Source organism: Acetobacter zythi, assembly GCF_963921165.1.
Lineage (GTDB): Bacteria > Pseudomonadota > Alphaproteobacteria > Acetobacterales > Acetobacteraceae > Acetobacter.
The window spans coordinates 1-23233 of the sequence record NZ_CAWUEO010000003.1 but is presented as its reverse complement, the minus strand read 5'-3'; the positions used below and the strand labels follow the sequence as shown (position 1 = coordinate 23233).

The 23233-nt window shown below is 61.9% G+C and carries 21 protein-coding genes and 1 riboswitch; of the genes, 15 read left to right on the top strand and 6 right to left on the bottom strand.

Features of this window, described 5'->3' with window-relative positions:
* Window positions 1-36 precede the first annotated feature (36 nt).
* From AABE20_RS04160 to AABE20_RS04150, 3 genes are all read left to right on the top strand, one after another.
* Window positions 37-504: a hypothetical protein gene (locus tag AABE20_RS04160; RefSeq protein ID WP_338331985.1), complete on the top strand. Its 468-nt coding sequence runs from the start codon at window positions 37-39 to the stop codon at window positions 502-504.
* Window positions 491-970 carry a hypothetical protein gene (locus AABE20_RS04155; RefSeq protein WP_338331984.1) on the top strand — a complete coding sequence of 160 codons (480 nt, stop codon included), beginning with the start codon at window positions 491-493 and terminating at the stop codon, window positions 968-970. The genes AABE20_RS04160 and AABE20_RS04155 overlap by 14 nt, the downstream gene beginning before the upstream one ends.
* A gap of 243 nt (window positions 971-1213) precedes the next feature.
* A complete protein-coding gene (locus tag AABE20_RS04150) occupies window positions 1214-3367 on the top strand; it encodes an EAL domain-containing protein (RefSeq protein WP_338331983.1) in 2154 nt (717 codons plus the stop codon).
* Between the two features lie 105 nt (window positions 3368-3472).
* Here AABE20_RS04150 and AABE20_RS04145 read toward each other — a convergent pair whose 3' ends face one another.
* Together AABE20_RS04145 and AABE20_RS04140 are read right to left on the bottom strand one after the other, a co-directional pair.
* Window positions 3473-4336 (bottom strand): NmrA family NAD(P)-binding protein, encoded by an 864-nt coding sequence (locus AABE20_RS04145; RefSeq protein WP_338331982.1) that lies wholly within the window; start codon window positions 4334-4336, stop codon window positions 3473-3475.
* A gap of 13 nt (window positions 4337-4349) precedes the next feature.
* Window positions 4350-5279: a LysR family transcriptional regulator gene (locus tag AABE20_RS04140; RefSeq protein ID WP_338331981.1), complete on the bottom strand. Its 930-nt coding sequence runs from the start codon at window positions 5277-5279 to the stop codon at window positions 4350-4352.
* Between the two features lie 196 nt (window positions 5280-5475).
* Here AABE20_RS04140 and AABE20_RS04135 point away from each other — a divergent pair, with 196 nt between their 5' ends.
* The 8 genes from AABE20_RS04135 to AABE20_RS04100 all read left to right on the top strand — a co-directional run bounded on the left by AABE20_RS04135 (window position 5476) and on the right by AABE20_RS04100 (window position 16772).
* Window positions 5476-8436 carry a tetratricopeptide repeat protein gene (locus AABE20_RS04135; protein WP_338331980.1) on the top strand — a complete coding sequence of 987 codons (2961 nt, stop codon included), beginning with the start codon at window positions 5476-5478 and terminating at the stop codon, window positions 8434-8436.
* Window positions 8437-8538: 102 nt separating this feature from the next.
* Complete coding sequence (gene speD, locus AABE20_RS04130) at window positions 8539-9006, top strand: adenosylmethionine decarboxylase (protein ID WP_165992801.1); 468 nt, start codon at window positions 8539-8541, stop codon at window positions 9004-9006.
* Window positions 9007-9112: 106 nt separating this feature from the next.
* The gene (gene speE / locus AABE20_RS04125; RefSeq protein WP_338331979.1) at window positions 9113-9985 is read left to right on the top strand and encodes a polyamine aminopropyltransferase; all 873 of its coding nucleotides are present in this window, start codon (window positions 9113-9115) and stop codon (window positions 9983-9985) included.
* A 50-nt stretch (window positions 9986-10035) separates the two neighbouring features.
* Window positions 10036-10126, top strand: a riboswitch (glycine riboswitch).
* A 165-nt stretch (window positions 10127-10291) separates the two neighbouring features.
* Complete coding sequence (gene gcvT / locus AABE20_RS04120; RefSeq protein ID WP_338331978.1) at window positions 10292-11428, top strand: glycine cleavage system aminomethyltransferase GcvT; 1137 nt, start codon at window positions 10292-10294, stop codon at window positions 11426-11428.
* A gap of 72 nt (window positions 11429-11500) precedes the next feature.
* On the top strand, window positions 11501-11866 hold the full coding sequence (gene gcvH / locus AABE20_RS04115) for a glycine cleavage system protein GcvH (protein ID WP_338331977.1): 366 nt from the start codon (window positions 11501-11503) through the stop codon (window positions 11864-11866).
* A gap of 165 nt (window positions 11867-12031) precedes the next feature.
* Window positions 12032-14917 carry an aminomethyl-transferring glycine dehydrogenase gene (gene gcvP / locus AABE20_RS04110; RefSeq protein ID WP_338331976.1) on the top strand — a complete coding sequence of 962 codons (2886 nt, stop codon included), beginning with the start codon at window positions 12032-12034 and terminating at the stop codon, window positions 14915-14917.
* A 555-nt stretch (window positions 14918-15472) separates the two neighbouring features.
* On the top strand, window positions 15473-15973 hold the full coding sequence (locus AABE20_RS04105; protein ID WP_338331975.1) for a hypothetical protein: 501 nt from the start codon (window positions 15473-15475) through the stop codon (window positions 15971-15973).
* 133 nt (window positions 15974-16106) lie between these two features.
* Window positions 16107-16772 (top strand): TetR/AcrR family transcriptional regulator, encoded by a 666-nt coding sequence (locus AABE20_RS04100; RefSeq protein ID WP_338331974.1) that lies wholly within the window; start codon window positions 16107-16109, stop codon window positions 16770-16772.
* Between the two features lie 91 nt (window positions 16773-16863).
* Here the strand turns inward: AABE20_RS04100 and AABE20_RS04095 are convergent, their stop codons facing one another.
* The 4 genes from AABE20_RS04095 to AABE20_RS04080 form a co-directional block, all read right to left on the bottom strand.
* A complete protein-coding gene (locus AABE20_RS04095) occupies window positions 16864-17517 on the bottom strand; it encodes a CHAP domain-containing protein (RefSeq protein WP_338331973.1) in 654 nt (217 codons plus the stop codon).
* A 313-nt stretch (window positions 17518-17830) separates the two neighbouring features.
* Window positions 17831-18181, bottom strand: coding sequence for a RidA family protein (locus AABE20_RS04090; RefSeq protein WP_165992817.1), 351 nt, complete (start codon window positions 18179-18181; stop codon window positions 17831-17833).
* 95 nt (window positions 18182-18276) lie between these two features.
* Complete coding sequence (locus AABE20_RS04085) at window positions 18277-18912, bottom strand: nucleotidyltransferase family protein (protein WP_338331972.1); 636 nt, start codon at window positions 18910-18912, stop codon at window positions 18277-18279.
* Complete coding sequence (locus AABE20_RS04080) at window positions 18912-20021, bottom strand: XdhC family protein (protein ID WP_338331971.1); 1110 nt, start codon at window positions 20019-20021, stop codon at window positions 18912-18914. The genes AABE20_RS04085 and AABE20_RS04080 overlap by 1 nt, the downstream gene beginning before the upstream one ends.
* Window positions 20022-20144: 123 nt before the next feature.
* Between AABE20_RS04080 and AABE20_RS04075 the strand changes: the two genes are divergently transcribed.
* The 4 genes from AABE20_RS04075 (at window position 20145) to AABE20_RS04060 (ending at window position 22984) form a co-directional block, all read left to right on the top strand.
* Entirely contained in the window at window positions 20145-20558 is a 414-nt protein-coding gene (locus AABE20_RS04075) for a baeRF12 domain-containing protein (protein WP_338331970.1), read from the top strand.
* Between the two features lie 102 nt (window positions 20559-20660).
* A complete protein-coding gene (locus tag AABE20_RS04070) occupies window positions 20661-21338 on the top strand; it encodes an MBL fold metallo-hydrolase (protein ID WP_338331969.1) in 678 nt (225 codons plus the stop codon).
* A 49-nt stretch (window positions 21339-21387) separates the two neighbouring features.
* Entirely contained in the window at window positions 21388-21906 is a 519-nt protein-coding gene (locus AABE20_RS04065; RefSeq protein WP_338332056.1) for a DUF192 domain-containing protein, read from the top strand.
* Window positions 21907-21991: 85 nt separating this feature from the next.
* On the top strand, window positions 21992-22984 hold the full coding sequence (locus AABE20_RS04060; protein WP_338331968.1) for an NAD-dependent epimerase/dehydratase family protein: 993 nt from the start codon (window positions 21992-21994) through the stop codon (window positions 22982-22984).
* Window positions 22985-23233: the final 249 nt, after the last annotated feature.

The following is a 23233-nucleotide window of genomic DNA, read 5'->3' as shown; positions in this document are numbered from 1 at the left end:
CGCAAGAGGCGGTTTTTTTATGCCCGGATCAAACGAATGACCCAGACCCAGTGCGCAGAATCCTGCGCGGCTGATGAAGACCTGCGCGTAATTGTAGACAGCCATGCCCGCCGCCTTGATGGGCTGGAGGACGATGTGGATATCCTCAAGTCCGGCCAGTCCGCCATGATGGAACGTCTGATTTCCATTGAGGCACAGGGGCAGGAGCGCGAGCGCAACCGCGCGGCACAGGCGCAGGACACACGCAATGCGCTAACAGCCCTGACCCAGCAGCTTGCCGAACAGACCGGCGCGCAGAAGCACCAGAACCAGCTTGCCGAGGACAGCCTGCGGCGGTGGCGAAAACTGGCAATTATAACAGGGCTTTTGTGCACGCTTGGCTCCGCCTTTGGGTCTACCGTGCTGTCCCATAAGGAGGTCGCCAGAACCCTGTGGGGGCAATGGCTGCACCTGCGCGCGCCGTGGCCCCAGCCTGCGCGGGAGGCCCCCCATGCGGGGGCTTGATCTGGGGCAGTTCAAGGCGCTGCTTGTGCGCCCGGCATTGGAGCATATGGGCTTTGGGGGGAATGCCGCGCTCAATTTGTTAACCGGCACGGCGCTGGTGGAAAGTGGGCTTGTATGGCTCCGGCAGAATGGTGGCGGTCCCGCTTTGGGCCTGTGGCAAATGGAGCCTGCAACACATGATGACTGCTGGCGTAATTTTCTGGCTTTTCGGCCTGCACTGGCAACGGCTTTGCGCCAGCTTGGGGGGGAGGGGGCCGGGGTAGGCCGTGCGGATCTGCTGGTGGGCAATCTGGCGTATGCCTGCGCCATGGCGCGCATTGTGTACGCCCGCGCACCAGCCGCTTTGCCTGCGCCTGCGGATTCCGCAGGGCTGAGCGCGTATCATAAACAATTTTATAATACTCCGCTGGGGGCTGCGGACTCGCAGCGGAATGTGGCCCTGTTTGCACAGGCCGTTGCCGCGTAAAGCTTGGGCGCACACAGGGCTATGGGGGTCTGGGCCGAGGGGTGTGCTGGTGTGTGCAGAGTCAGCAGGGTGAAAAAGGGGAGGATGGAAGAGGAAGAAAAATCCGATGAAGGGTCAAGCATATTTGGAGAAAATAATAATAAGTTCATAAAAAAACAGTTATATTTCATGTTGTTGTATGGGCGATCGGTTGTTAAGAATTTTCCCGTCCTGACCTTGCGGGCTGGATGAAGGCTAAAAAACATGACGTTGCGTTTATTAGAGGTGGAAGTGCCCGCGTATTCCAACCAACGCCAGATGCGAGATATTGCCAGCAAAGTAGCCCCCGTGCGCGCTACGGAGGCGGGGTCGCATGTTCTTGCCATTTTTCAGGACAACGCCGAACTGGCGGGCATTCCCGTAGTGGACGAGTGTAACCGCCCCATAGGCATTGTGCAGCGGCGGGACTTTTTTTTGCGGCTTGGCCAACGCTTTGGGTACGAAGTGTACGCCAACCGCCCGATCTCCCTGCTGATGGAGTGCGAACCCATACTGGTGGATGCGAACGAAAAAGTTCCCGACTTTGTGGCGACAATCCTGAACATCCGGTCCCTTAACCAGATTAACGAATTCATTATAACCGAAGGTGGTCAGTATTACGGGCTGGGTTCGGCGCTCAGTCTGACGCGTTCCCTGCACGCACAGGCCATCGATACAATTAACGAGCTTAACAAGATTGCGGGCGAACTTCGGCAGGCCAACAAAACCATCATGCGCGATAAATCCTTTATTTCCGGTATAGTGGACAATATCCCCACCGCCATTCAGGTGCGGGATATTAAAACGGGTGACATTATTGTGCATAACAAGGCAGCGGAGGAGTACGGCCTGCACACCGCAGCCCCCCACGCGAGCGGGCCTTTTAATGCGCCCCTGCAACTGGAAGGCGGGCTGGCGGAAGACCCGTTTCTGTACCAGCAGCCCGCAGCGGTGGAGGAAACACTGGTCGACCGGGAGGGCCGCTCCCGCGTTGTCTCCCGCCATGATCTGCTGATCGCCGATGATGACGGCAATATGCGCTGGGAACTATGCGTTGCTGACGATATTACCGAATACCGCGACGCCCAGCGCCGGATTGAGCGGCTTGCACACTATGACAGCCTGACCGGCCTGCCCAACCGCTACTACCTTGGCATCCGCCTTGGCGAGCTGTCGCAGGACCTGAGCAACCCGTTTGTGCTGCTTTATATTGACCTCGACTACTTCAAATCCATCAACGATATGTACGGCCATAGCGGGGGGGATGAACTGCTGATCGCCGCCGCCGCCCGGTTAAAGGCCTGCTGCCGCGAGGATGACTTTGTCGCCCGTCTGGGGGGGGATGAGTTTGCGGTCATCTGGCAGCATTACGGCCGTCTGGACGAAATAGAGACCCGGCTGGAGGAACTGGTGGCAAGCCTTGGGCGGCCCTACCTTATTCAGGGGGCGGAGGCCAAGTCCGGGGCCAGTATCGGGGCTGCGGGTTTTCCGCTTCAGGCGGGGGATGTCACCACCTTGTTGCAATACGCGGATATGGCGCTCTACCGCGCCAAGGCCCTTGGCCGCTGCCAGCACAAGCTGTTTGATACCGATCTGAGCTACGAAATTCTTGAACGCGCGGAACTGGTTTCCGCCTTGCACCGGCTGGTGGAAGGGGATGGGCTGTTGCTGCACTACCAGCCCATTTACGGCATTAACGCGCGCAAGGTGCAGTCTTACGAGGCGCTGGCCCGCTGGAACCACCCCGAGCGTGGAATGATCCCGCCCGATGTGTTCATCCGTCTGGCGGAGGAAACGGGGCTGATCCACCAGTTGGGCGAGCGGATCCTGCACATAGCATGCAGCGAGGCCCTGAACTGGCCTGCGCATATCAATGTTTCGGTCAATGTTTCCCCCCTTCAGCTTAAAAACCGTAAATTCCCTGAAATTGTGAAAAATGTTCTCAATCAGACCGGGTTTGATGGCCACCGTCTGGAGGTGGAAATAACCGAAAGCGTGCTGATGGATGAATACGAGCACAAAAACGTTATTCTGAGCGAGCTAAAGGCCCTTGGCTGCAAGATCAGCATGGATGATTTTGGCACCGGCTATTCTTCGCTCAGCTATTTGTGGAAGTTCTCGTTTGATAAAATCAAAATCGACCGCAGCTTTATTCAGGCCCTGCCAGACCCCACAGCCAAGGAAATTATTCAGGCCATTCTGGGCATTGCCAGCATTCGCGCCATGACCGTGACGGTGGAGGGGGTGGAAACCGCCGCACAGTTGCAAATGGTCAGCAACATGGGCTGTTCGGAAGCGCAGGGCTATTACCTTGGCCGCCCGCAGCAGCAGGCCCTTGCCGCCACGCGGGATATGGAAATGGCTCTGGCGTGGGAGTGAGCCAGACCATGCGGGCCTGATTGCTGCCGGGTGGTGCGCGCGCCCGGTCGGAGTGCCGCGACCGGGGGCATGCAGGGGTGGGTGCGTTTGTGTAATGCCCGCTGTTTAGGCGTTGGGGAGCAAGGCCTGTGCAAAATAGGTTGCCAGATCGGTGGCTCCTTTGTGGGGGTGCTGGGGGCAGTTGTAAGTCTGGTCGGTAAATATGGCGGTCATGGTGGCGTAGGACCTGGCTGCCATATGCGAAAATCCGTTAGCCAGATAATAATTTTCCCAGTCAGATTTGGGTATGCTCTGCACCGTAACAGGCGGGTTGGGTGCCGCATTCAGGCAGGCGGCCACGTCTGTCGGGCTGTAAGGGGTGGGGCCTTCAATCGCATATAAACCAGTCTCGGTTATGGGGGCTGCCAGCAGGTGCGCGCCAAGCTGGCCCACATCCTGCGGGGCCACCATGGGCACGCGTTGGTGGGCGGGTACAAGGCTTGGCAGCAGGCCGGTCGTGCGGGCGGTGGCCATAAGGGGGAGCCAGTTGCTCATGTAGTAGGCGGCGCGCACAATGCAGCACGGCGTGGCAAGGGCCTGCACGGCCTGCTCAAGCTCGTACAGCACACCAAGGTCCGCGCAATGTGCCCCCGGTTGCGCACCATAGGTAGACTGCACAACAATTTTTTCCAACGTCACCTTTTGCAGTGCCGCCACAATGGCGTGTGCGCTGGCGCGTTCTACTTTGTCCGTATCCAGTGCGGGGCTTGCTGGCGGGTTAAGCACAAAGGCGCGGTGGGCCTGCCCCAGCAGGGTTGCCAGTGCGGGAGTGTTGCACACGTCCACAATGGCAACTGTGGCTCCGCGCTGCTCCCATGTTGGGGCCTGTGTTGGGCTGCGCAGGGCTACGGTTACGGCCCGCCCACGTGCAAGCAGGGTTTGTGCAACAGCGGCACCCACATGGCCGTTGGCCCCCAGAACAACATCCATGCGCAAATTCCCTTCAGGGTGTGTTGTCCAGTGCCTGTTCCCACGGTGGGGTGGGGGCGTAGCACTGGCTTAGGTAGTCGATCATGGCGCGGGTTTTAAGCGGCAGGTTTATGCCCGGTGCGTAAACCGCATGCAGGTCCGGCCCCGCTATGGGGGGCAGGTCCAGTGGTAGTGCGCGCAGGCGGCCGGTGCGGAGTTCCTCGCTCACAACAAAAACGGGCTGGTACACAATGCCCCCGCCCGCCAGAGCCGCCTCGCGCAGGACATCGCCATTATTGGCGCTGAGCGGGCCGGAAACGGATATGGTTTTTTCGCCCTTCTCGCCAAAGCTCCAGCGGTTGGCGCTGTTGACGCCGCTTAGCGTATAGCCAAGGCACTGGTGCTGGGCCAGTTCCTCCACCTTGGTGGGGGTGCCCGCGCGGGCCAGATAGGCGGGGGCTGCGCACACCACCATGCGAATACTGGCCAGCTTGCGGCTGCGCAGGGTGCTGGAGGGCATTTTGCGTATGCGCAGGGTCAGGTCCCAGCCTTCGTCTATCAGGTCCACGGTGCGGTCGTTCAGGCCCAGCTCCACGCTGACATGGGGGTAAAGGCGGCTGAACTCGGGCAGGTAGGGGGCCACGTAGCGTATGGCAAAGGACACCGGCGCATTCAGCCGCAGGTGGCCGCGGGGTTCGCGCCGCTGTTCGCTTACGGCAAACTCCATCTCCTCCATGTCGGCCAGAATGCGCTGGCTGCCTTCCAGAAACAGGCGGCCCGCCTCGGTCAGCGAGAGGTGGCGTGTGCTGCGGCGGAACAGGGTTACACCCAGCCGGTCCTCCAGCGTGGTCACATGCTTTGTCACCATGGTGGGAGAAAGGGCGAGTGCGCGGGCCGCCGCACTAAAGCTGCCAAGCTGCTCCACCTTAACGAAAACCTGCATACTGGTAAAACGGTCTGGCATGGGGCCGCTCCTGTGGTGGCGGGGCTGGAGTGTTTGGAGCAGAACACACCGTATGTTCTAGCAGCCCATGTTGGTTTTTGTCATGCTGGGGTAAACACGGGGCATGGAACGGACGCCACCGTAGCAGCACCGCCGGGGCATGGCGGATGTGTGGCGCGCCAGAATTGTTGGGTAACACAGGGGGCAGGCAGGGAACGTGGCAGACAGCAGGCAGGCAGACCGGCGGGCAGGTGCCAGTGGCGCGCGGAGCAGGCGTATGCCCGGCCCGGCCATGCGGGGCGTTGGCGCCGGTGCATGGCCGCTGGCGGGGCAGGCGGGGGGCGGGTGTGCGCGTGCTGTGCAGGCCCATACTGCGCTGGCCCGCACTGTGTTGGACCGCGCCGTGCCGGTTTGGGGTGTGCTGGGCCGGGCCATGCTGGCCAGTGCTGTGCTGTGCGCCCTTGGTCCGGGTGTGCGGGCGGCCCCCCTGCGGGCCAGCAACACAGCCCCCCCCGCCGTGCAGGATGTTGCCCGTTCGGACGGGCTGCACGCCCTGCCCGTAACCGGTGTGCAGGCAGATGCCCTGCCCGGTGTTGCCGATGTTGCGCCGGGGCTGTTTTTGCCAGCCGATAGCACCACTGCTCTGGCGGCGTTCTGGTCCGGGCCGGAGCTTATGGTGGTGGTCGACCGCGCCCTGCCAGCCCTGTTCCACCTGCCCGGAGAGGGCGGCATGTTCGACCGGCGCGAGAGCGTGGCCCTGAACGGCGCCACCCTGCTGCGGCTTTACCTGCCAGACCACCCGCATATTGTGGTGGTGCGCCAAAAAGCGGGCTGGCTGTTGTGCGTGGCCCATAGCAGCGGGTGCGGCGCTGCGGCGGACAAGGCCGCTCGTGGTGGCGCAGCCCATGCCACGGCTGGTTCTGCTGGCGCGCCGGGGGGCGCACAGGCCGGTCATGCCGCCGGTGCGCCAGCCGGTGCCCCTTCTGGCCCGCCCGTGGTGCGGCTGGTGGCGCAGCCCGCGCGCGTTCTGTTTGCACAGGCGCAGCCCGGCCGCATTGTTACCCTGCCAGACCCCGCAACCGGGGGCAGACTGTTTGTGGCCACCACCCGGCAGGTGGAAGCCCCGTTGCAGCCCCGCTCGGCCGTTGGGTATGCCGTGCGCCCCGCCGTGCTTGGGGTGGTGGTGGCGGCGGATTCGGCCCAACTGTTCCTGCAACCCACCCCCAGTGGCCCGGTGCTGGAGGCCATAGCCGCCCAGCCCGTGCCGGTTGGTCTGCCAGCCCCCCCACCCAGCGCCAGTGTGCGGCAGGGGCAGGACTGGTTCTGGCTGGGGCTGAGGGACGAACCCACATCCCAGCTTTTGCAAAAATGGCGCAAGGCGCGTGACAGTCTGGGTCAGGCGGGGGGAGACCCCACAACAGTTCTGGCAGGCCAGCCAGAGGCGGTGGTCATTACCATGTGGGCCATGCGGGTGGCGGCAGCACAGGCGGCATTTGCCGCAGGCTACCCCCAGCAGGCATGGGATCTGCTGCGTGACCTGCCCGTGCAGGCGGCAGGCCATGATGGCGGCGTTGGGGCCTATCTGGGCGGCATGGTGCATGGCGGCTGGCCGGGGCCGGGCGTGCAGGCCCTACGTGCCTGTGCCGCCCTGTTAAGTGGTGATCTGGTGGGGGCTGCCCCACTGGCCAGTGCGGACTGGGCCTTTGGGCCGGACATGGTTTTGTGGCGTGGGGCGTATTTTATGCTCAGCGGTGCGGACAGCCACCCCACATCCGTGCTGCTGGCGCGCGGCTATGCCCGGCTGGAGCAGTACCCCGCACCCGTGCGTGCAAACCTCATGCTCCGGGTTACGCGGTATCTGGCGCAGTTTGGCGGGCCGGATGAACGCGCGGTTATGGGCACCTTGCCAGATGATGCGGACTATAACCTTGCCCGCATTATGGTGCAGGCCCGCAGCGCGGATGCGGACACCGCACGCGTGGCGCTGGAAAACCTGACCGCCTCGGGGAACGACCGCATGGCCGACCGCGCTCGGGCGGAACTTGTGGGCTTTTTGCAAGCCCATGACCAGATCGGCCCGGACATGGCGGCACAGGCCTATGCCCAGCTTCTGGCCGCACAGGTGGCGGAGGGCGGGCGGGCCGACCCCGCTTTCGGGCAGGGCGGTGCGGACCTTGTGCCCATGTTGCGGCTTGCCTACGCGCAGGCTCTGGCGCAGGCAGGGCAGGCCGTGCGTGCGGCGGGTGTGTTGAGCGGGCTTGGGGTTTCCGAGCAGGTGCCGCAGGACAGGCTGGATGCGGCATGGCGCACGGTGCTGTTTGGTCTGGTGTTTGGCCCGCCGCATACAGGTGATGGGGCGGGCGTGGGGGGCAGGGCCGCCCATACTGGCAAGGGGGCTGCGGCGCACGGTGGCCACGGCAAAGGCCGTGGCGGCCCACCCCCCGCCACGGCGGATATGGAGCGCGCCCAGCAACTGGCGCTGGCGCGCGCCAGCATGGGGCAGGTGCCCGATGACCCGGTCAAGGCCAAGCTGCTGGCAGGGCTTGGGCGGCAGCTTATGGCGCTGGGGCAGTTTGCGCAGGCCATACCCGTTTTGCAGCAGGCCGATGTGCTGGCGATAGAACCACTCCTGCGGGCCGATATTGAGGAGCAGCTTGCGCAGGCTGCACTCCAGAGCAACCAGCGCCCGCTGGCCCTGCGCGCACTGGAGCGCAGCGCACTGGCCGACCTGCCAGCCGACCTTGCCGCCCGCCGCAGGTATGATGAGGCCCGGCTGGCCGCAGCCAGTGGCAACCGCGAGGGCGCGCAGGCCCTGCTGGCCGAGGATGAATCGGATGAGGGCCTGTCCGTGCGGGGGGCTTTGTACGAGCAGGACCAGCAATGGGAGCAGGCCGTGCTGGTGGTGGGTCGCCTTGCCAGCCGCACCTTGCCAGAGGAGGGCGAACTCAGCCCCGCACAGCGCGATCTGGTGATTCGGCTGGCAACGGATGCCACCGCCGCAGGGGATGCGCAAACCATGCGCAGCCTGCGTGCGTGGGTGGGTGCGCGCTCCCTTGGGGCGGAACGGCAGGCGCGGTTTGCCGCCCTTCTCAGGCAGGTGCAAAAAGCGCCCGTTGTGTCTTTGGGTGTGGTGGGCGTGCCAACGGTGTTTGACAAATCTGTTAAAGACCCAAAATAGTTCTTGCACCGCAGGGGTAAAAAGCCCTAGTTAGCGCGCTCTTGGCCCAAGGGGGCGATTAATTTCGCCCAACAGGCTGTCTACTGGTTTGGGGGTACGTCAATGAACGCACTTGCTCAACTGGGGATGGTCTCGGAACTCCCGAGCAATAACCAGGCAATTTCTGTTCCGGTCGCATTTGAAGATGATGACCGTAAAGATTATTTCGTCGAAAAAGACGGCGAAAAATTTGCAGGGACACACCTGCTGGTTGATATGTGGGGGGCCACCAATCTGGACAACCCCGCAAAGATCGACAGCACCCTGTGTGAAGCGGCTCTGGCGGCAGGGGCAACAATTCTGCACAGCCATTTCCACCATTTTACACCCAATGGCGGTGTATCTGGCGTTGTCGTGCTGGCGGAAAGCCACATTTCCATCCACACATGGCCCGAACGCAACTTTGCTGCGGTCGACATTTTCATGTGTGGGGCATGCGACCCGCATCTGGCCATTCCGGTCATGCAGCGCCTGTTTCAGGCGGAGCAACTGGATGTGAGCGAAGAACGCCGCGGTCGCGTACAGGGCTAATGCCCACGCGGGTAAACCGCAACATTCCTCTCTATCGGTATGAAACGGCAGCTTTGCTCAGGCTTTGGGCAAAGCTGCCGCGCCGCGTATGGCAAGGATGGCTGAGATGGCTGAAAACTGGATCGAAGAAACCCTGTACGACAACTGGGGCCAACGCTTCCGTGTTGTTAAGGAACTGGCGCGCGTTACAAGCCCGTTTCAGGATATTGTAGTATTTGAAAGCGATTCTCACGGTCGTGTCCTGCTGCTCGATGGCGTGGTGCAGATTACCGAACGTGATGAATTTGTTTATCAGGAAATGCTGACCCACGTTCCCCTGTTCACGCACAAAGCGCCGCGCAAGGTGCTGATTATTGGTGCGGGTGATGGTGGCGTGCTGCGCCGTGTGCTTGAACACCCCGGTGTGGAAAAAGCCGTTATGGTGGAAATTGATGGCAAGGTCATAGAACTTGCCAAACAGCACATGCCCTCCATTGCCGGGGATGCGTGGACCAACCCGCGCGCGGAAGTGATTGTGGGTGATGGGATTGATTACGTGGCCAAGGCAGCCGATGGCGCCTTTGACGTGATTATTGTGGACAGCACAGACCCCATTGGTGTGGGCGAAGTTTTGTTTACTGACAGTTTTTACGAACATTGCGCCCGTGTGCTCAGTGCCGAGGGGCTGATTGTCAACCAGTGCGGCGTGCCCTTCATGCAGGCCGATGAACTGTTTGAAACCAGCGAACGCCGGGCCAAATACTTCCCCCATGTGTCCGCCTATGTGGCGGCCGTGCCGACCTATGTTGGCGGGTTTATGACACTGGGCATTGCCTCCAAGGGGCCAAACCCCGCAGGGCAGGATACCGCCGTGGTGCGCGCCCGCGCCGAACAGGCTGGCATTTTGGGGAAAACCCAGTACTGGACGCCAGAAATCCATACTGGTTCTTTCAATCTGCCCCCCTACATTGCCAGGCATCTGCCCACCAGCAAGGCGTAAGCCACCCCGCGACCGTGATTGACTTGGTGTGCAAATAATGTCACGGTCGCACCCGCGCAGAGGGAGAGACCAGCCCCAAAAAGCTGGCGCCGAAGGAGCAACCGCCCCGGAAACTCTCAGGCAAAAGGACCCTGCGCTCTAAAACTTCTGGAGAGAGGTGCGCTCGCACCCGCCGACGGGATAGCGATCTCAGGCAAAAGCACAGAAGGGGCAGCGGACGGTCCGGTCCGAAGCTCCGTGTTTTTGCCTTGTGTCCAGCATCAGGGTACGCGCGGAATTTGGGCCTTATTTTGTAAGGCGGCGTGCATGGGCACCGATTCTTCTCTCCTCCACACTCCTCTCCATACCCTTCATCAGGATTTTGGCGGCAAAATGGTGCCCTTTGCGGGGTATGCCATGCCGTTGCAATACGCAGATGGCATTATGGCCGAGCACCGCCATGTGCGCGAGCAGGTGGGCCTGTTTGATGTGTCCCACATGGGGCAGGTGCGTATTCGTGCGCGCTCTGGCAATGTGGAGGACGCAGCCCGCGCGCTGGAACGGTTGGTGCCAGCCGATATTGTCGGGCTTAAAGCCAACCGGCAGCGTTATACGCAGTTCACCAACACATCGGGCGGTATTCTGGACGACCTTATGGTTATCGCGCAGGAGGACTGCCTGTTGCTGGTGGTCAATGCCGCGTGCAAGCAGGCCGACTTTGCCCATATGCAGGACAATCTGGCCGACTGTCTGGTTGAACCGCTGGAAGACCGCGCCCTGCTGGCCCTGCAAGGCCCGCTGGCGCAGGACGTGTTGAGCAGCTTTGACGCCGATGCCGCAACCATGCGCTTTATGGATGTGTGTATGCTCGAAATTGATGGCGCACGCTGCATCGTCTCGCGCTCGGGCTATACGGGGGAAGACGGGTACGAAATCTCGCTCTCCGCCAAGGATGCGGACCGCGTTGCCCGCCAGTTGCTCCAGCACCAGCAGGTTAAGCTGATCGGCCTTGGCGCGCGCGACAGCCTGCGGCTGGAAGCCGGGCTGTGCCTGTATGGCTCTGATATTGATGAGACCACAACACCCGTGGAAGCCGCACTGGAATGGTCCATTCAAAAATCCCGCCGCACGGGTGGCGCGCGGGCCGGGGGTTTTCCGGGGGCCGACATTATTCTTGACCAACTCGAAAAAGGCGTAACCCGCCGCCGTGTGGGCCTGCTGCCAACCGGGCGCGCCCCCGTGCGCCACGGTGCCCCCCTGTACGCAGACCCCGCTTTGACCGACGCGGTGGGCGTGGTCACATCCGGCGCTTTTGGCCCCACGCTGGAGGCCCCGGTCGCCATGGGGTACGTGGCCACACCGCATGCGGGCGTTGGCACGGACCTTGTGGCCGAACTGCGCGGGCGTGGCGTTGCCACCCGTGTTGCGGCCCTGCCTTTGGTGCCTGCGCGCTTCAAACGCTGAGTTTTCCTCCCGATCAACCACGAACTTTTTCAAGCAGGCCCCGGTGCTGGGGCCTTACGGAGTATCAAGGCAATGACCCTGTATTTTACAAGCGAACACGAATGGCTGCGCGTGGATGGTGATACGGCAGTGGTGGGCATTACCCAGCACGCAGCGGACGAACTGGGTGAACTGGTGTTTGTGGAAACCAAACCCGCAGGCACGCAGGTCAAGGCGGGCGAAGCCGTAGCGGTTGTGGAATCGGTCAAGGCCGCATCCGACATTTACGCCCCCGTGGATGGCGAGATTGTGGAAGGCAACGCAGCCCTTGCCGACGACCCCTCCACCGTCAGCTCCGACCCGCAGGGTGCAGGCTGGATTGTGACCTTCCGCCTGAGCAACCCCGCACAGCTTGAAGGGCTGATGGACGCCGCCGCTTACGCAGCGTTTGTGGGTTAAGTAAACCCCGCCCGCTCTGGCTCCATTTGGCACCCGCCCGCCACAAAGGCGCACGCCGCAAGCCCGCGCCACCCTGCCCCGCCCAAGGTTGCGGGGCAGGGGGCGGGTATGGAGCCATTCCCTGTTGTTTTGCGTTGACCCGCCTGTATCAGGATCGTTCCTTGCATGTTCTCCCAAGTTGAAAACCTGCCCGCTTTTGCAGGGCTTCGGGCCGATGGCGCAGCCTTTGCCAGCCGCCATATTGGCCCCACGCCAGACGAGCAGACCGCCATGCTGCATACGGTGGGTGCCAGCTCCCTTGATGAGCTGACAGCCCAGACCCTGCCAGCCGCCATTCGCATCGGTCAGCCGCTTGGACTGGGCGAGGGCTGGACCGAAACACAGGTGCTCGACCATCTGCGCGCACTGGCGGGGCAGAACCGCGTGCTCACCAGCCTGATCGGACAGGGCTATTACGGCACGGTGCTGCCAGCGGTTATCGGGCGGAACATTCTGGAAAATCCGGCATGGTACACGGCCTATACGCCCTACCAGCCCGAAATCAGTCAGGGGCGGCTGGAAGCCCTGCTGAACTTCCAGACCATGATCACCGAACTGAGCGGGCTGGACATTGCCAATGCCTCCTTGCTGGACGAGGCCACGGCAGCGGCGGAGGCCATGGCGCTGGCCAAACGGGTGGCCAAATCGGCTTCCAACACGTTTTTTGTGGATGCGGACTGCCACCCCCAGACCATTGCCGTGCTCAAAACCCGTGCCGAACCCATGGGCTTTGCCATTCAGGTGGGTAACCCGGCAACAGAGCTGAACGCAGCAGACGTGTTTGGCGCTCTGTTCCAGTACCCCGGCTCCTCGGGGCAGATTACCGACCCCCGCGCGGGTATTGATGCCCTGCACGCAGCAGGCGCCATTGCGGTTATGGCGGCAGACCCGCTGGCCCTTACCCTGCTGACCTCTCCGGGGGAGCTGGGGGCGGATATTGCCATTGGCTCCACGCAGCGTTTTGGCATTCCCATGGGTTTTGGCGGCCCACATGCGGCCTACATGGCCGTGCGCGATGCCTACAAGCGCAGCATGCCCGGCCGCCTTGTTGGTGTTTCGGTCGATAGTGAGGGCCGCCCGGCCTACCGTCTGGCGCTGCAAACGCGCGAGCAGCACATCCGGCGCGAAAAAGCGACATCCAACATCTGCACAGCACAGGTGCTGCTGGCCGTTATTGCAGGCATGTATGCGGTGTATCATGGGCCGGAAGGGCTGAAGGCCATTGCCCGCAGGGTCAACGGGCTGACCGCCACACTGGCTGCGGGCCTGCGCGCGCTTGGCGTGAATGTCCAGACCACCGCGTTTTTTGATACGCTTACACTCGACGTGGGCAATGCCGCCCCGGCCCTGCTGGCCCGTGCGTGCGAACTGGGCATGAACCTGCGTAACGCGGGCGTTGGGCGCATTGGCATCAGTCTGGACGAGACCAGCACAATCAAAACCGTGCTGGATGTGTGGTCCGTGTTCTGCACCGACCGTGACCGCATGGGCCATATGGCGCTCAAGCTGGCACAGCAGGGTTCCACCGTGCCGGATGCACTGGTGCGCCAGTCGGCGTTTATGCGGCAGGCGGTCTTTGGCGCATGCCGCTCCGAGACAGATATGCTGCGCTACCTGCGCCGCCTGTCCGACAAGGATCTGGCACTCGACCGCACCATGATCCCGCTGGGTTCCTGCACCATGAAGCTGAACGCCACGGTGGAAATGCTCCCCATTACATGGCCCGGCTTTTGTGACCTGCACCCCTATGCTCCGGCCGATCAGGCACAGGGCTACCAGAGCCTGCTGGCCGACCTTGAACGCTGGCTGTGCGCCATTAGCGGGTATGATGCCGTGTCCTTCCAGCCCAATTCGGGCGCGCAGGGGGAGTACGCGGGCCTGCTGGCCATTCGTGCCTATCACCGCGCCCGTGGGCAGGGGGCGCGCAATGTGTGCCTTATTCCCGCCTCTGCCCATGGCACCAACCCGGCTTCCGCCCAAATGGCGGGCATGAGTGTTGTGGTCGTCAAATGCGATGGCGAGGGCAATATTGACCTTGCGGACATGCAGGCCAAGGTGGAAGCCCATGCGGCCGACCTGTCCGCCGTGATGATCACCTACCCCTCCACCCACGGTGTGTTCGAGGAGAACATGCGCGCCATTTGCGATATGGTGCATGCCGCAGGGGGGCAGGTGTATGTGGATGGCGCCAACATGAACGCACAGGTCGGCCTTGCCCGCCCGGCGGATTATGGGGGGGATGTCAGCCACTTCAATCTGCACAAGACCTTCTGCATTCCCCATGGTGGGGGTGGTCCGGGCATGGGGCCAATTGGTGTGCGCGCGCACCTTGCTCCGTTCCTGCCCGGTAACCCGGCGGATGCGGACGTGGGTATGGCGGTCAGTGCCGCGCAGTTTGGTTCGGCCTCCATTCTGCCAATCTCGTGGGCGTATATCCGCCTGATGGGCGATGAAGGGCTGAAGCGCGCAACGCAGGTGGCTATTCTGAATGCCAACTACATTGTTAGCCGCCTGTCCGATGCGTATCCGGTGCTGTACCGGGGGGCCAAGGGGCGGGTGGCGCATGAGTGCATTCTGGACCTGCGCCCGATCAAGGACAGCACGGGTGTGAGCGTGGATGACATGGCCAAGCGGCTGGTGGATTACGGGTTCCATGCGCCCACGGTCAGTTTTCCCGTTGCGGGCACATTCATGATCGAACCCACCGAATCCGAAGGAAAGGCCGAACTGGACCGCTTTTGCGATGCCATGCTGGCCATTCGGGAAGAGGTGCGCGCGGTGGAGCAGGGCACGGTGACCGCCGAGCAGTCCGTGCTGCGCCATGCGCCCCATACGGGTGCGGCGGTTACGGCCGAGGCATGGGACCACCCCTACAGCCGCCAGCAGGCGTGCTTCCCCCCCGGTGTAAACCCGGCCACCAAATACTGGCCCAACGTCGCCCGGATCGACAACGTGTACGGCGACCGCAATCTTGTGTGTTCCTGCCCCGATATTGCGGAGTGGATGGAATAACACCACAGCCCGCCGTAACGGCTGGGACGTGGCGTGCACAACAGGGCAGCCCGGGGTTTTGGCTCCGGGCTGCCCTTTGTGTTTGCAGTCCGGCTTTTTTACATGCGCCAGTGACGGGCTACCGGCGGGTCCGTTGAGAGTGGTTGTTGGCGGGTCTGTGCGCGGCTGGTTCTTGGTGTGGCCTTGTGGCGTGGAGGGTCCGTTGCGTGCGCCTGTTGTGCGCCGGATGGGGGGCTTGGTGGCTGGTTCAGAGGTGGTTTGTGGTGTGCGGGTTTGCGTTTGACACAAATAGACGTGCGACATAAAACGAGACTGTTCCGTTTTGTAAAATTCCCGCCAGCATATGTGTGCGCGGTGGAAGTTTTGCCGCCCCCATGCCAGAGGATGCCAGATTCCGTGCCAGTGTTGGCTGATTTACTCCAATATTCCGTGCCTGCACCCCCCTGTCTGGCTGTGCCAGCGGAGCACGTGCCTTGTGCCCGGCCACGGGGTTTTGCGCGCATTGTTCGTGCCATGCAGGCCCAAATGCACGTATGGGGAGGCTTTTGCGCGCCTATGTGCAGCAAGGTTGTGGCAGGCGCGCTGGCGGCTACCCTCTGGCTTGCGGCCCAGCCCGTAATGGCCCAGTCCCCCCAACCCCAACCCCAACCCCAACCCCAACCCCAACCCGGTGTGCAAAGGGCGGATTGCGGGCCAGATGATGGATGGCTGACATTGCGGGTGGAAGAACTGGGGGCGGTGGTTGGCTACCAGTGGGGGCGGGGTACGCTCGAACTGGGCGGGCATACCTACCACATTGTGGCGCGCGGGGGTGGCGTGCTGGCGGTAGGGCAGGCGTATTTTCAGGCCGCAGGCTGTGTGCGCAACATTACCCGCCCCGAAGATTTTAGCGGCACGTACTGGACCACCGGCGGTGCGGCGGCTGTTGGGCAGGGGCGCGGGATTATGCTGATGGAAAACGCGCATGGCGTGGATGTGCATCTGTCCGAGCAGGCGCAGGGGGTTCTTATGTCCTGGCAGGTCGCGCGGCTGGATATGGAACTGGTGCAGGACTGACCCTGCCGGGTAAGGGCCAGAACCGCCAGATGTTGGGCCATATAGGGCTGTTGCCGGGTTTCCTGCTGCGGGCGGAGGGGCTATTGTGGAGCCGTCGCTTTTTTTGGCAAACAGCAGCGGGTCAACAGGGTTTATGGCGGACGGAGTAGCACATACGGGCGGTCGCCCATCGCACGAAGCGGCGGAGGAGCTGGACCGTACGGTTATTACTGTGGCCACAGCCGAGTTCATGCGCGCAGGCTATGCGGGCACATCTGTTGAACATATTGCCAAGGTTATTGGCTGTTCCAAGGCCACGATTTACCGGCGCTACCCATCCAAAAAAGAGCTGTTCAGAGCCATTGTGCATGAACGTTGCCAGCATATGGTGGGCATTTTGCAAGCCCAACAGGGCAGCATGGCCAACCCGATGGACGCCATGAAGGATATGCTCCGGCGTTTTCTGGATTTTTTGCTGGTGCCCGAAACGGTGGAAACCTACCGTATTCTTATTATGGACTGCCAGCAGTTTGCCAGCATTACGGCAGATCTGGACAAAGCCATAGACCCCTTGCACCAGCGGATGAACATGCTGCTGGGCCAAGCCCTTGGCTGGCCGGACACGCCCGAAAACCGGGCCGAAATTGCCGTGCTGGAAATGAGCCTGCGTGGGCTGGTTACAGGCTGGCCGCTGCACCAGATGCTAAGCGGGCACACGCCGTTTGCAACAGAAGCGGCAAAAAATCATTTTTTCGAGGCAAGCTGGAACGTGCTGGAAAGTGCCGTACGCATGCGCGCACTTTCTGGCCCGCCAGCATAAGGCGGCCATACGCCCATAAGGCAAAAAAAATCCCCGATCAGTTGAACTGACCGGGGTGCAAACCCACCTGAAATGACATGGGACGTGCTGGTTATTTGGCCGTAGCAACAGGCTGCGCCCCTGTGGGGGCCTGCGCCAGCTGGGTGGCCGGCATTTTGCTGGCCCATGCGGTCATGACTTCCTGCTTCAGGCTGGCTGGGGCTGCGTCCTTGCCTGCCGAGCGGGGGTAGATAAACCCGTATGTGGGGTAGATGGAACCGTAGCTGTTGGTGTTGCTGTTCAGGGCAACACGCACAGCCGACCAGTCATTGTTGGGGGAGACATCAATGACCGACACATTGCGGCTAATGCCTGCCTGCGCCCAGTGGGACTGGTCAATAACAATGGTGCGGCTGTCCACAATGTTGCGCACAACGGCAACATGGCCCAGCGGCATGCGGCGTGTGGCGCGGAAGTTGAGAACACTGCCAGCCTTGGGTTCCAGCCCACGTTCATAAACACCCGCAGCATTGTGCCACCAGTCCCGCGCATTGCCACGCAGCACCACATCGGATGCGGACTTGGCGTAGGCCACGCACTGGATCACATGGCCGGAGCTGCGGTGGTGGTGGGTGGATGCGGCATGCACGTTACGGTGGGTAACATGGCTGGTGCGCGCCTGCGCGGAACAGGTGAGAAAGGAGGCAGAAACAAAGGACACAACGGCCAGCGTAAGTTTTAGCTTTTTAGACCGTCCATCCTGCATCGTGTCTGCCTTTCCCTGGCTTGCTTTAGTTTAGGTCAGCTGCATGTTCTGTGATCAGGTATAAACATCAATGCAGATCAGGCAAGCGCTGTTTGCGCGGCAAAAACGCGAAAGTGACTGTTTGCCAAAAAGAACCCGGTTGAAAATCAAAAATAGGAATTAATTCCTATCATCTGTCACGGGATTGCCTTAATTCGGTCTGGCAGGGCGCATTTGCAGAACAGGGGATAAAAGCCGGGCTGATTCTGATTCGGCGTATCTGTGGCTAAAAAACCACGCCTTGCACAGTGCCAGCCCGGTTGGTCAGGCAGGCTTATTTGGTGGTCACAAGCATGATTTCAACCAGCATGCGCGGGTCGGCCAGAATGCCCTGCACACATGCGCGGGCGGGGGCCATACCTTCGGGCAGCCATGCGCTCCACAGGGTGTTCAGCTTGTCACGGTCGTTAATGTCTTTCAGCCAGATCTGGGCCTGAAGCAGACGGGTGTTGTCCGTGCCGTGCTGTTCCAGCAGGGCGTCCAGCTGGGCCAGTACGTCGCGGGTCTGGCCTTCCACGTCCTGGTCCAGATCGCGGGCGACCACACCCTGAGTGTAAACAAAGCCGTGGTATTCCACTGCGGCGGACAGAATCGGGTTGGGGTTGGTACGCAGGATTTTGCTCATGAACAAACACTTCCTTGGGGATCATCAGGACTAAGGCCGCCAGCGCATACAACGCGCGGACGGCCCCATAGTTTTCGGAGCGATCGGGCCTGCGGTCAACAGGGGCCGGGCTGCATGCGTGCAAACTGCTCCAGCCTGTCGGGCGTATCAAAGTCTTCCAGCAGGTCGGCGGGGGCGGGCAGCAGGCGCACGGCAGGCCCCAGCGCGCGCAGGAGTGTGCGCCCGCCCTGATCGCCCGTTACATCCAGCAGGGCCGTAAACTGCGTGCTGGACCAGACAACCGGGCTGCCGGGTCTGTTGTGCCGTTGTGCCGCCACAACGGCGGCCTGCGTGGTGTGCTGCTCATACAGCAGGGCGTTCAGCAGGTGGGTGGGCACAAGGGGCATATCCCCCAGACACACCAGCAGGCTACCCGCCCGTGCAACCTGCGCGGCCCGCACACCCGCATGGAGCGAGGCCGAAAGCCCCTTGGGGGCGTCCGCCACAGTTTGTGCGCTCAGGCGTGTGCCGTATTCGGGCAGGGTTTGGGGCAGGGCGGCCAGATCGGGGCGGTTGGGGGGGAGCAGCACCAGCACATGCTCCGCAGCGCAGCGCAGGGTGTTGCGCAGGGTACGCACCAGCATGGGGCAGCCCGAGGCATCGGGGGCCAGCAGTTTGTGCCGCCCCCCTGTGCGCGAGGACTGGCCCGCCGCCAGCACAATGGCCAGCGTGCCTGCCAGTGTGCTGGCCATTAGGGGTACTGCCAGCCGCGTGCCTGCGCCAGCGGGGCCTGCCTGCGCACGGCAATAATGTCGGCCAGAATGGACAGGGCTATTTCCTCCGCCCCCACGGCCCCTATGGCCAGCCCTATGGGGCCGCGTATGCGGGCCAGCTCGGCCTCGGTAAAGCCCAGATCGCGCAGGCGTTCCATACGGCTGGCCTGCGTTTTGCGCGACCCCAGCGCCCCTATATAGAAGGCGGGGCTGCGCAGGGCTTCCTCCAGTGTCGGGTCATCCAGCTTGGCGTCATGCGTTAGGGTGGCAATGGCGGTCATGCGGTCTATGCCCAGTGCCTGCATGGCCTCGTCGGGCCAGTCGGTCAGCAGGGTTTGCCCCGGGACAAGGCCGGGAAAACGCTGCTCCGTGGCAAGGGCTGTGCGTGGGTCTATAACAATGGGGGCAAGCCCCACCATGCTGGCCATGCGGGCAAGGGACTGGGCAATATGCACCGCCCCCACAATAAGCAGGCGCGGGGCTGGCACCAGCGGCTGCACAAACCAGACCCGGCCCGTGGCATCGGCCTCGGCCCCGCTGCGGCCGTGTTGCATGCGCGCATTGGCTACGTTGCAAATTTCGGGCGGGCAGGCACCAAATTGCACAGTGCTGCCCTGCCCGGTTTGCACAACAAGGGCGTGTTGTGCGCCATCTGGCAGGCGGACCAGAGCTGCGGCCTGGCGGTTTGCCATGCACGCACAGGCCTGTTCCAGCAGGGCAAGGGGCAGGGTTCCGGTGGGGCAGGCGGGGGTATTTATGGCCTCGACCTGCACGTCCAGCCGTCCGCCACAGGCCAGCCCGACCTCCCACGCGCGGGCGCTGCTTACGCCGTATTCCAGCGTTTGTGCGGGGCTTCCGGCCATAATGTCCTGCGCGTGGGTCATTACATCGGTCTCAACACACCCACCGCTGACCGAGCCTTCCACCGCACCGCCCGCACTCATGGCCATGCTGCTGCCAGCCGGGCGGGGGGAACTGCCCCACGTGCCGGTTACGGTGGCAAGGGCTACAGGCTCACCTGCCCGTGCCCAGGCCAGTGCGTGGTCCAGTGGGGTCAGGAGTTGGGGAGGGGGGGCTGGAACTGTCATGATCCTTCCCTATATCACTGTGCATACAGACTGCCCATTGGCAGCAGAACAGGCCAGAAGCCGCGTGACTGCACAGCAACAATGGGGACGGGCTGCACGATTTTGAAATGAGGACATATTTTTATGACTGAAGAAAGAGACGGCCTGATTGTTTACGTTGCGGCAGATGGCGGCAAAGTCCGCTTTTTGCATGACGTGCAGGGCGAAATGCGCGACGTAACCGACGTAAAGGCCGAAGGGCACGAAGATACCCCCGGCAAGCTCCCGCCCGAAACCGACCCCCGCACAGCCGCCAAGGAAGGCTTTGCCCGCAATGTGGCCGACCGCATTAACGCCATGGTCGCCCACGGCGCCAAGGTGGACGGCTTTGTTATTGCTGCACCTGCCCCCATCATGCACGATATTCGCGCACATCTGAGCAAACCCGCCGAAGCCAAGGTGATCAAGACGCTGATCAAGGACCTGACCAACATTCCGGCCCATGATCTGCACAAGCATTTTGACATCCCGGCAACGGGCTGGGTTCTGCCGGGCTAAAAAAAGCCGTAAGCCTAGTGATAAGGAAGCTGCCAGATGGTTCCGTCTGGCAGCTTTTTTTTGGCATACTGGCCAGAATTACGGCGCAAAGAGAGGTCGCATATGCAGGTTTCCTACCCCGGCATGCAGCTACGCATCGTTCCGGTTACGCCTTTTCGGCAGAACTGCTCCATCCTGTGGCACGAGGGCACGGGCGGGTGCATCATGGTCGATGTAGGGGGGGATGCGGACGTGCTGCTGGATTTTGTAGATCGCAAGTCCCTGAATGTGGAAGCCATTGTGCTCACCCACGGCCACCTTGACCACGCAGGCGGTGTGGCCGCCCTGTGCCGTGGGCTGGAGGCGCAGGGCAAGCCCCGCCCCGCCGTTATCGGGCCAGATGAGCGCGATGCGTTTCTGCTGTCCTCCATAACCGATCAGGCGCGCCATTTTGGCCTTTCGGGGCTGGAGAACGCCTCGGTCGACCGCTTTGCGCGGGATGGGGAGGTGCTGGATTATCTGGGGTGCCAGTTGCGCGTGGTGCATGTGCCCGGCCACACGCCGGGGCATGTTGTGCTGGTGGACGAGCGCGCCCGCTTTGCCTTTGTGGGCGATGTGCTGTTCCGTGGCTCCGTGGGCCGCACGGATTTTGCCTATGGCAACGGCGCGCAGCTTATACAGGGCATACGCGACAAGCTGCTGCCGCTTGGCGATGATATTGTGATAGTCCCCGGTCATGGTGGTTTGTCCACGCTGGGTGCGGAGCGAACGGGCAACCCGTTTTTGCAATACGAACATTGAGTGCAGGAGAAAACAGGACGTGAAGAACAAACAACTGTTCGGGCTGCTTATGGCAGCGCTGGTGGGCAGTGCGGGCGTGGCGTGGGTGCCCGCTTTGGCCGATGATGCCGAACCCACACAGGCCCAGCCGGTCCTGCCCAAGGAGCCGCTGAGCATTGTCTCGGCCTCGGGCAGGCATGTTTTTTCCGTTGAACTGGCCAAAACCCCGCGTGAACAGCAGGTGGGCGAGATGTTCCGCACACAGGTCCCGGCCGATGGGGGCATGCTGTTCCCGTGGGGCGCGCCCCAGCAGAGCGATATGTGGATGGAGAACACCCTTGTCCCGCTCGATATCGTCTTTATCGGCCCGGACCTGCGTGTGCAGTCCATTGTGGAAAACGCGGTGCCGCAAAGTCTGGCCCATATCAGCAGCCACGGCCCGGCGCTGGCCACACTGGAACTGGCGGGGGGTGTAACCGCCAAACTGGGCATTATGGTGGGGGACAAGGTAGATGCGGCCTCTCTAGCCCCTGCGGCCCCTGCTGGCTCCTTGCCACAAACAGCCCAGCCAACCACAAAAACGCCCTGACGCGCGGCTGTGGCTCCGCTAGAAGCGCCCTAACACGGCACCGGGCTGGCGGAGCTTTGGTGCGCTTAGCTCACGAGGCGTAATTTTGGCATTTTTGGTAACTGGTGCGGCCGGGTTTATTGGCTTCCACGTTGTTCGGGCCTTGCTGGAACGGGGGGAGCGGGTGATCGGGGTGGATAACCTGACACCCTGCCTAGACCCGAACCTGAAGAAGAGCCGCCTGCTCCTGCTGGAGCAGTATCCCGGCTTCCATTTTCATGGTCTGGACATCAGCCAGCCCGACGGGCTTATGGCCCTTGCAGGGCGCGAGCCGCATATTCGCGGTATTTTCCACTTTGCTGCACAGGCGGGGGTCCGCTACTCGCTGGAAAACCCCTACCTGTTTGCAGATGCCAACGTACGGGGCCATGTGGGGGTTCTGGAGTTTGCCCGCAGGCTGCCCCGGCTGGAACATCTGGTTTACGCCTCGTCCTCCTCCGTTTATGGCCGCAACAACAAACTCCCCTTTTCCGAGACCGACCCCGTGGACCAGCCCGGCTCGTTCTATGCGGTCAGCAAGCGCAGTGCGGAGCTTGCCTCCTCCACCTATAGCTACCTGTATGGCATTCCCCAGACTGGCTTGCGGTTCTTTACCGTTTACGGCCCGTGGGGGCGGCCAGACATGGCCTATTACAGCTTTGCCCGCGCCATTATGGAGGGGCGGCCCGTCCCCCTGTATAGCGGCCGCGCGCTTGCGCGTGATTTTACGTATATTGCTGATGTGGTCTCCGCTGTGCTGGCGGTGTTTGACAACCCCCCCGCACCCAATACGGCCCGTGTGCTCAATGTGGGCGGCCAGCGGCCCCAGAGTGTGCGCAAGCTCATAGCGGTGCTGGAGGAGGTGCTGGATACCAAAGCCCATATTCATGACCTGCCACGCCCCGCAGCGGACGTGGAAAAAACATGGGCCGATATTACCGCCATCCGCCAGTTGACTGGCTGGCAGCCCCAAACGGAGCTGATAGACGGCATGGCCTCCTTTGTGCGCTGGTATCGGTTTTATGGCGCAGGGGCCAAGCATGGACATTTTGTAACGTAATTAGTTTTTATGATTTGTGTGATTTTTCTGGGTTTAGCGGGTGTATGAATCGGAGGAAGTGTTGGTTTTCTGGGGGTTTAGGTGTTTTTTTTGGTAGGGGTTGACGTTAGGGTGCCTGGGGGTATAGAAGCTGCTTCACCGAGACGAAGCAGTCTTGGCGGGGGTGAGAGTTTCTGCTAAGTTCTTTGGCTCTTTGGTCATTGACAAGAGAATATGAGATAGAGAGGGATATGCTGACGGCGTGTTTTT

Coding starts and splice junctions, on each gene's coding strand:
- AABE20_RS04160 (WP_338331985.1), top strand. CDS start 37: ATGACCCAGACCCAGTGCGCAGAATCCTGCGCGGCTGATGAAGACCTG.
- AABE20_RS04155 (WP_338331984.1), top strand. CDS start 491: ATGCGGGGGCTTGATCTGGGGCAGTTCAAGGCGCTGCTTGTGCGCCCG.
- AABE20_RS04150 (WP_338331983.1), top strand. CDS start 1,214: ATGACGTTGCGTTTATTAGAGGTGGAAGTGCCCGCGTATTCCAACCAA.
- AABE20_RS04145 (WP_338331982.1), bottom strand. CDS start 4,336: ATGGATGTTGTTCTGGGGGCCAACGGCCATGTGGGTGCCGCTGTTGCA.
- AABE20_RS04140 (WP_338331981.1), bottom strand. CDS start 5,279: ATGCCAGACCGTTTTACCAGTATGCAGGTTTTCGTTAAGGTGGAGCAG.
- speD (WP_165992801.1), top strand. CDS start 8,539: ATGAACGCACTTGCTCAACTGGGGATGGTCTCGGAACTCCCGAGCAAT.
- speE (WP_338331979.1), top strand. CDS start 9,113: ATGGCTGAAAACTGGATCGAAGAAACCCTGTACGACAACTGGGGCCAA.
- gcvT (WP_338331978.1), top strand. CDS start 10,292: ATGGGCACCGATTCTTCTCTCCTCCACACTCCTCTCCATACCCTTCAT.
- gcvH (WP_338331977.1), top strand. CDS start 11,501: ATGACCCTGTATTTTACAAGCGAACACGAATGGCTGCGCGTGGATGGT.
- gcvP (WP_338331976.1), top strand. CDS start 12,032: ATGTTCTCCCAAGTTGAAAACCTGCCCGCTTTTGCAGGGCTTCGGGCC.
- AABE20_RS04105 (WP_338331975.1), top strand. CDS start 15,473: ATGTGCAGCAAGGTTGTGGCAGGCGCGCTGGCGGCTACCCTCTGGCTT.
- AABE20_RS04100 (WP_338331974.1), top strand. CDS start 16,107: ATGGCGGACGGAGTAGCACATACGGGCGGTCGCCCATCGCACGAAGCG.
- AABE20_RS04095 (WP_338331973.1), bottom strand. CDS start 17,517: ATGCAGGATGGACGGTCTAAAAAGCTAAAACTTACGCTGGCCGTTGTG.
- AABE20_RS04090 (WP_165992817.1), bottom strand. CDS start 18,181: ATGAGCAAAATCCTGCGTACCAACCCCAACCCGATTCTGTCCGCCGCA.
- AABE20_RS04085 (WP_338331972.1), bottom strand. CDS start 18,912: ATGGCCAGCACACTGGCAGGCACGCTGGCCATTGTGCTGGCGGCGGGC.
- AABE20_RS04080 (WP_338331971.1), bottom strand. CDS start 20,021: ATGACAGTTCCAGCCCCCCCTCCCCAACTCCTGACCCCACTGGACCAC.
- AABE20_RS04075 (WP_338331970.1), top strand. CDS start 20,145: ATGACTGAAGAAAGAGACGGCCTGATTGTTTACGTTGCGGCAGATGGC.
- AABE20_RS04070 (WP_338331969.1), top strand. CDS start 20,661: ATGCAGGTTTCCTACCCCGGCATGCAGCTACGCATCGTTCCGGTTACG.
- AABE20_RS04065 (WP_338332056.1), top strand. CDS start 21,388: ATGGCAGCGCTGGTGGGCAGTGCGGGCGTGGCGTGGGTGCCCGCTTTG.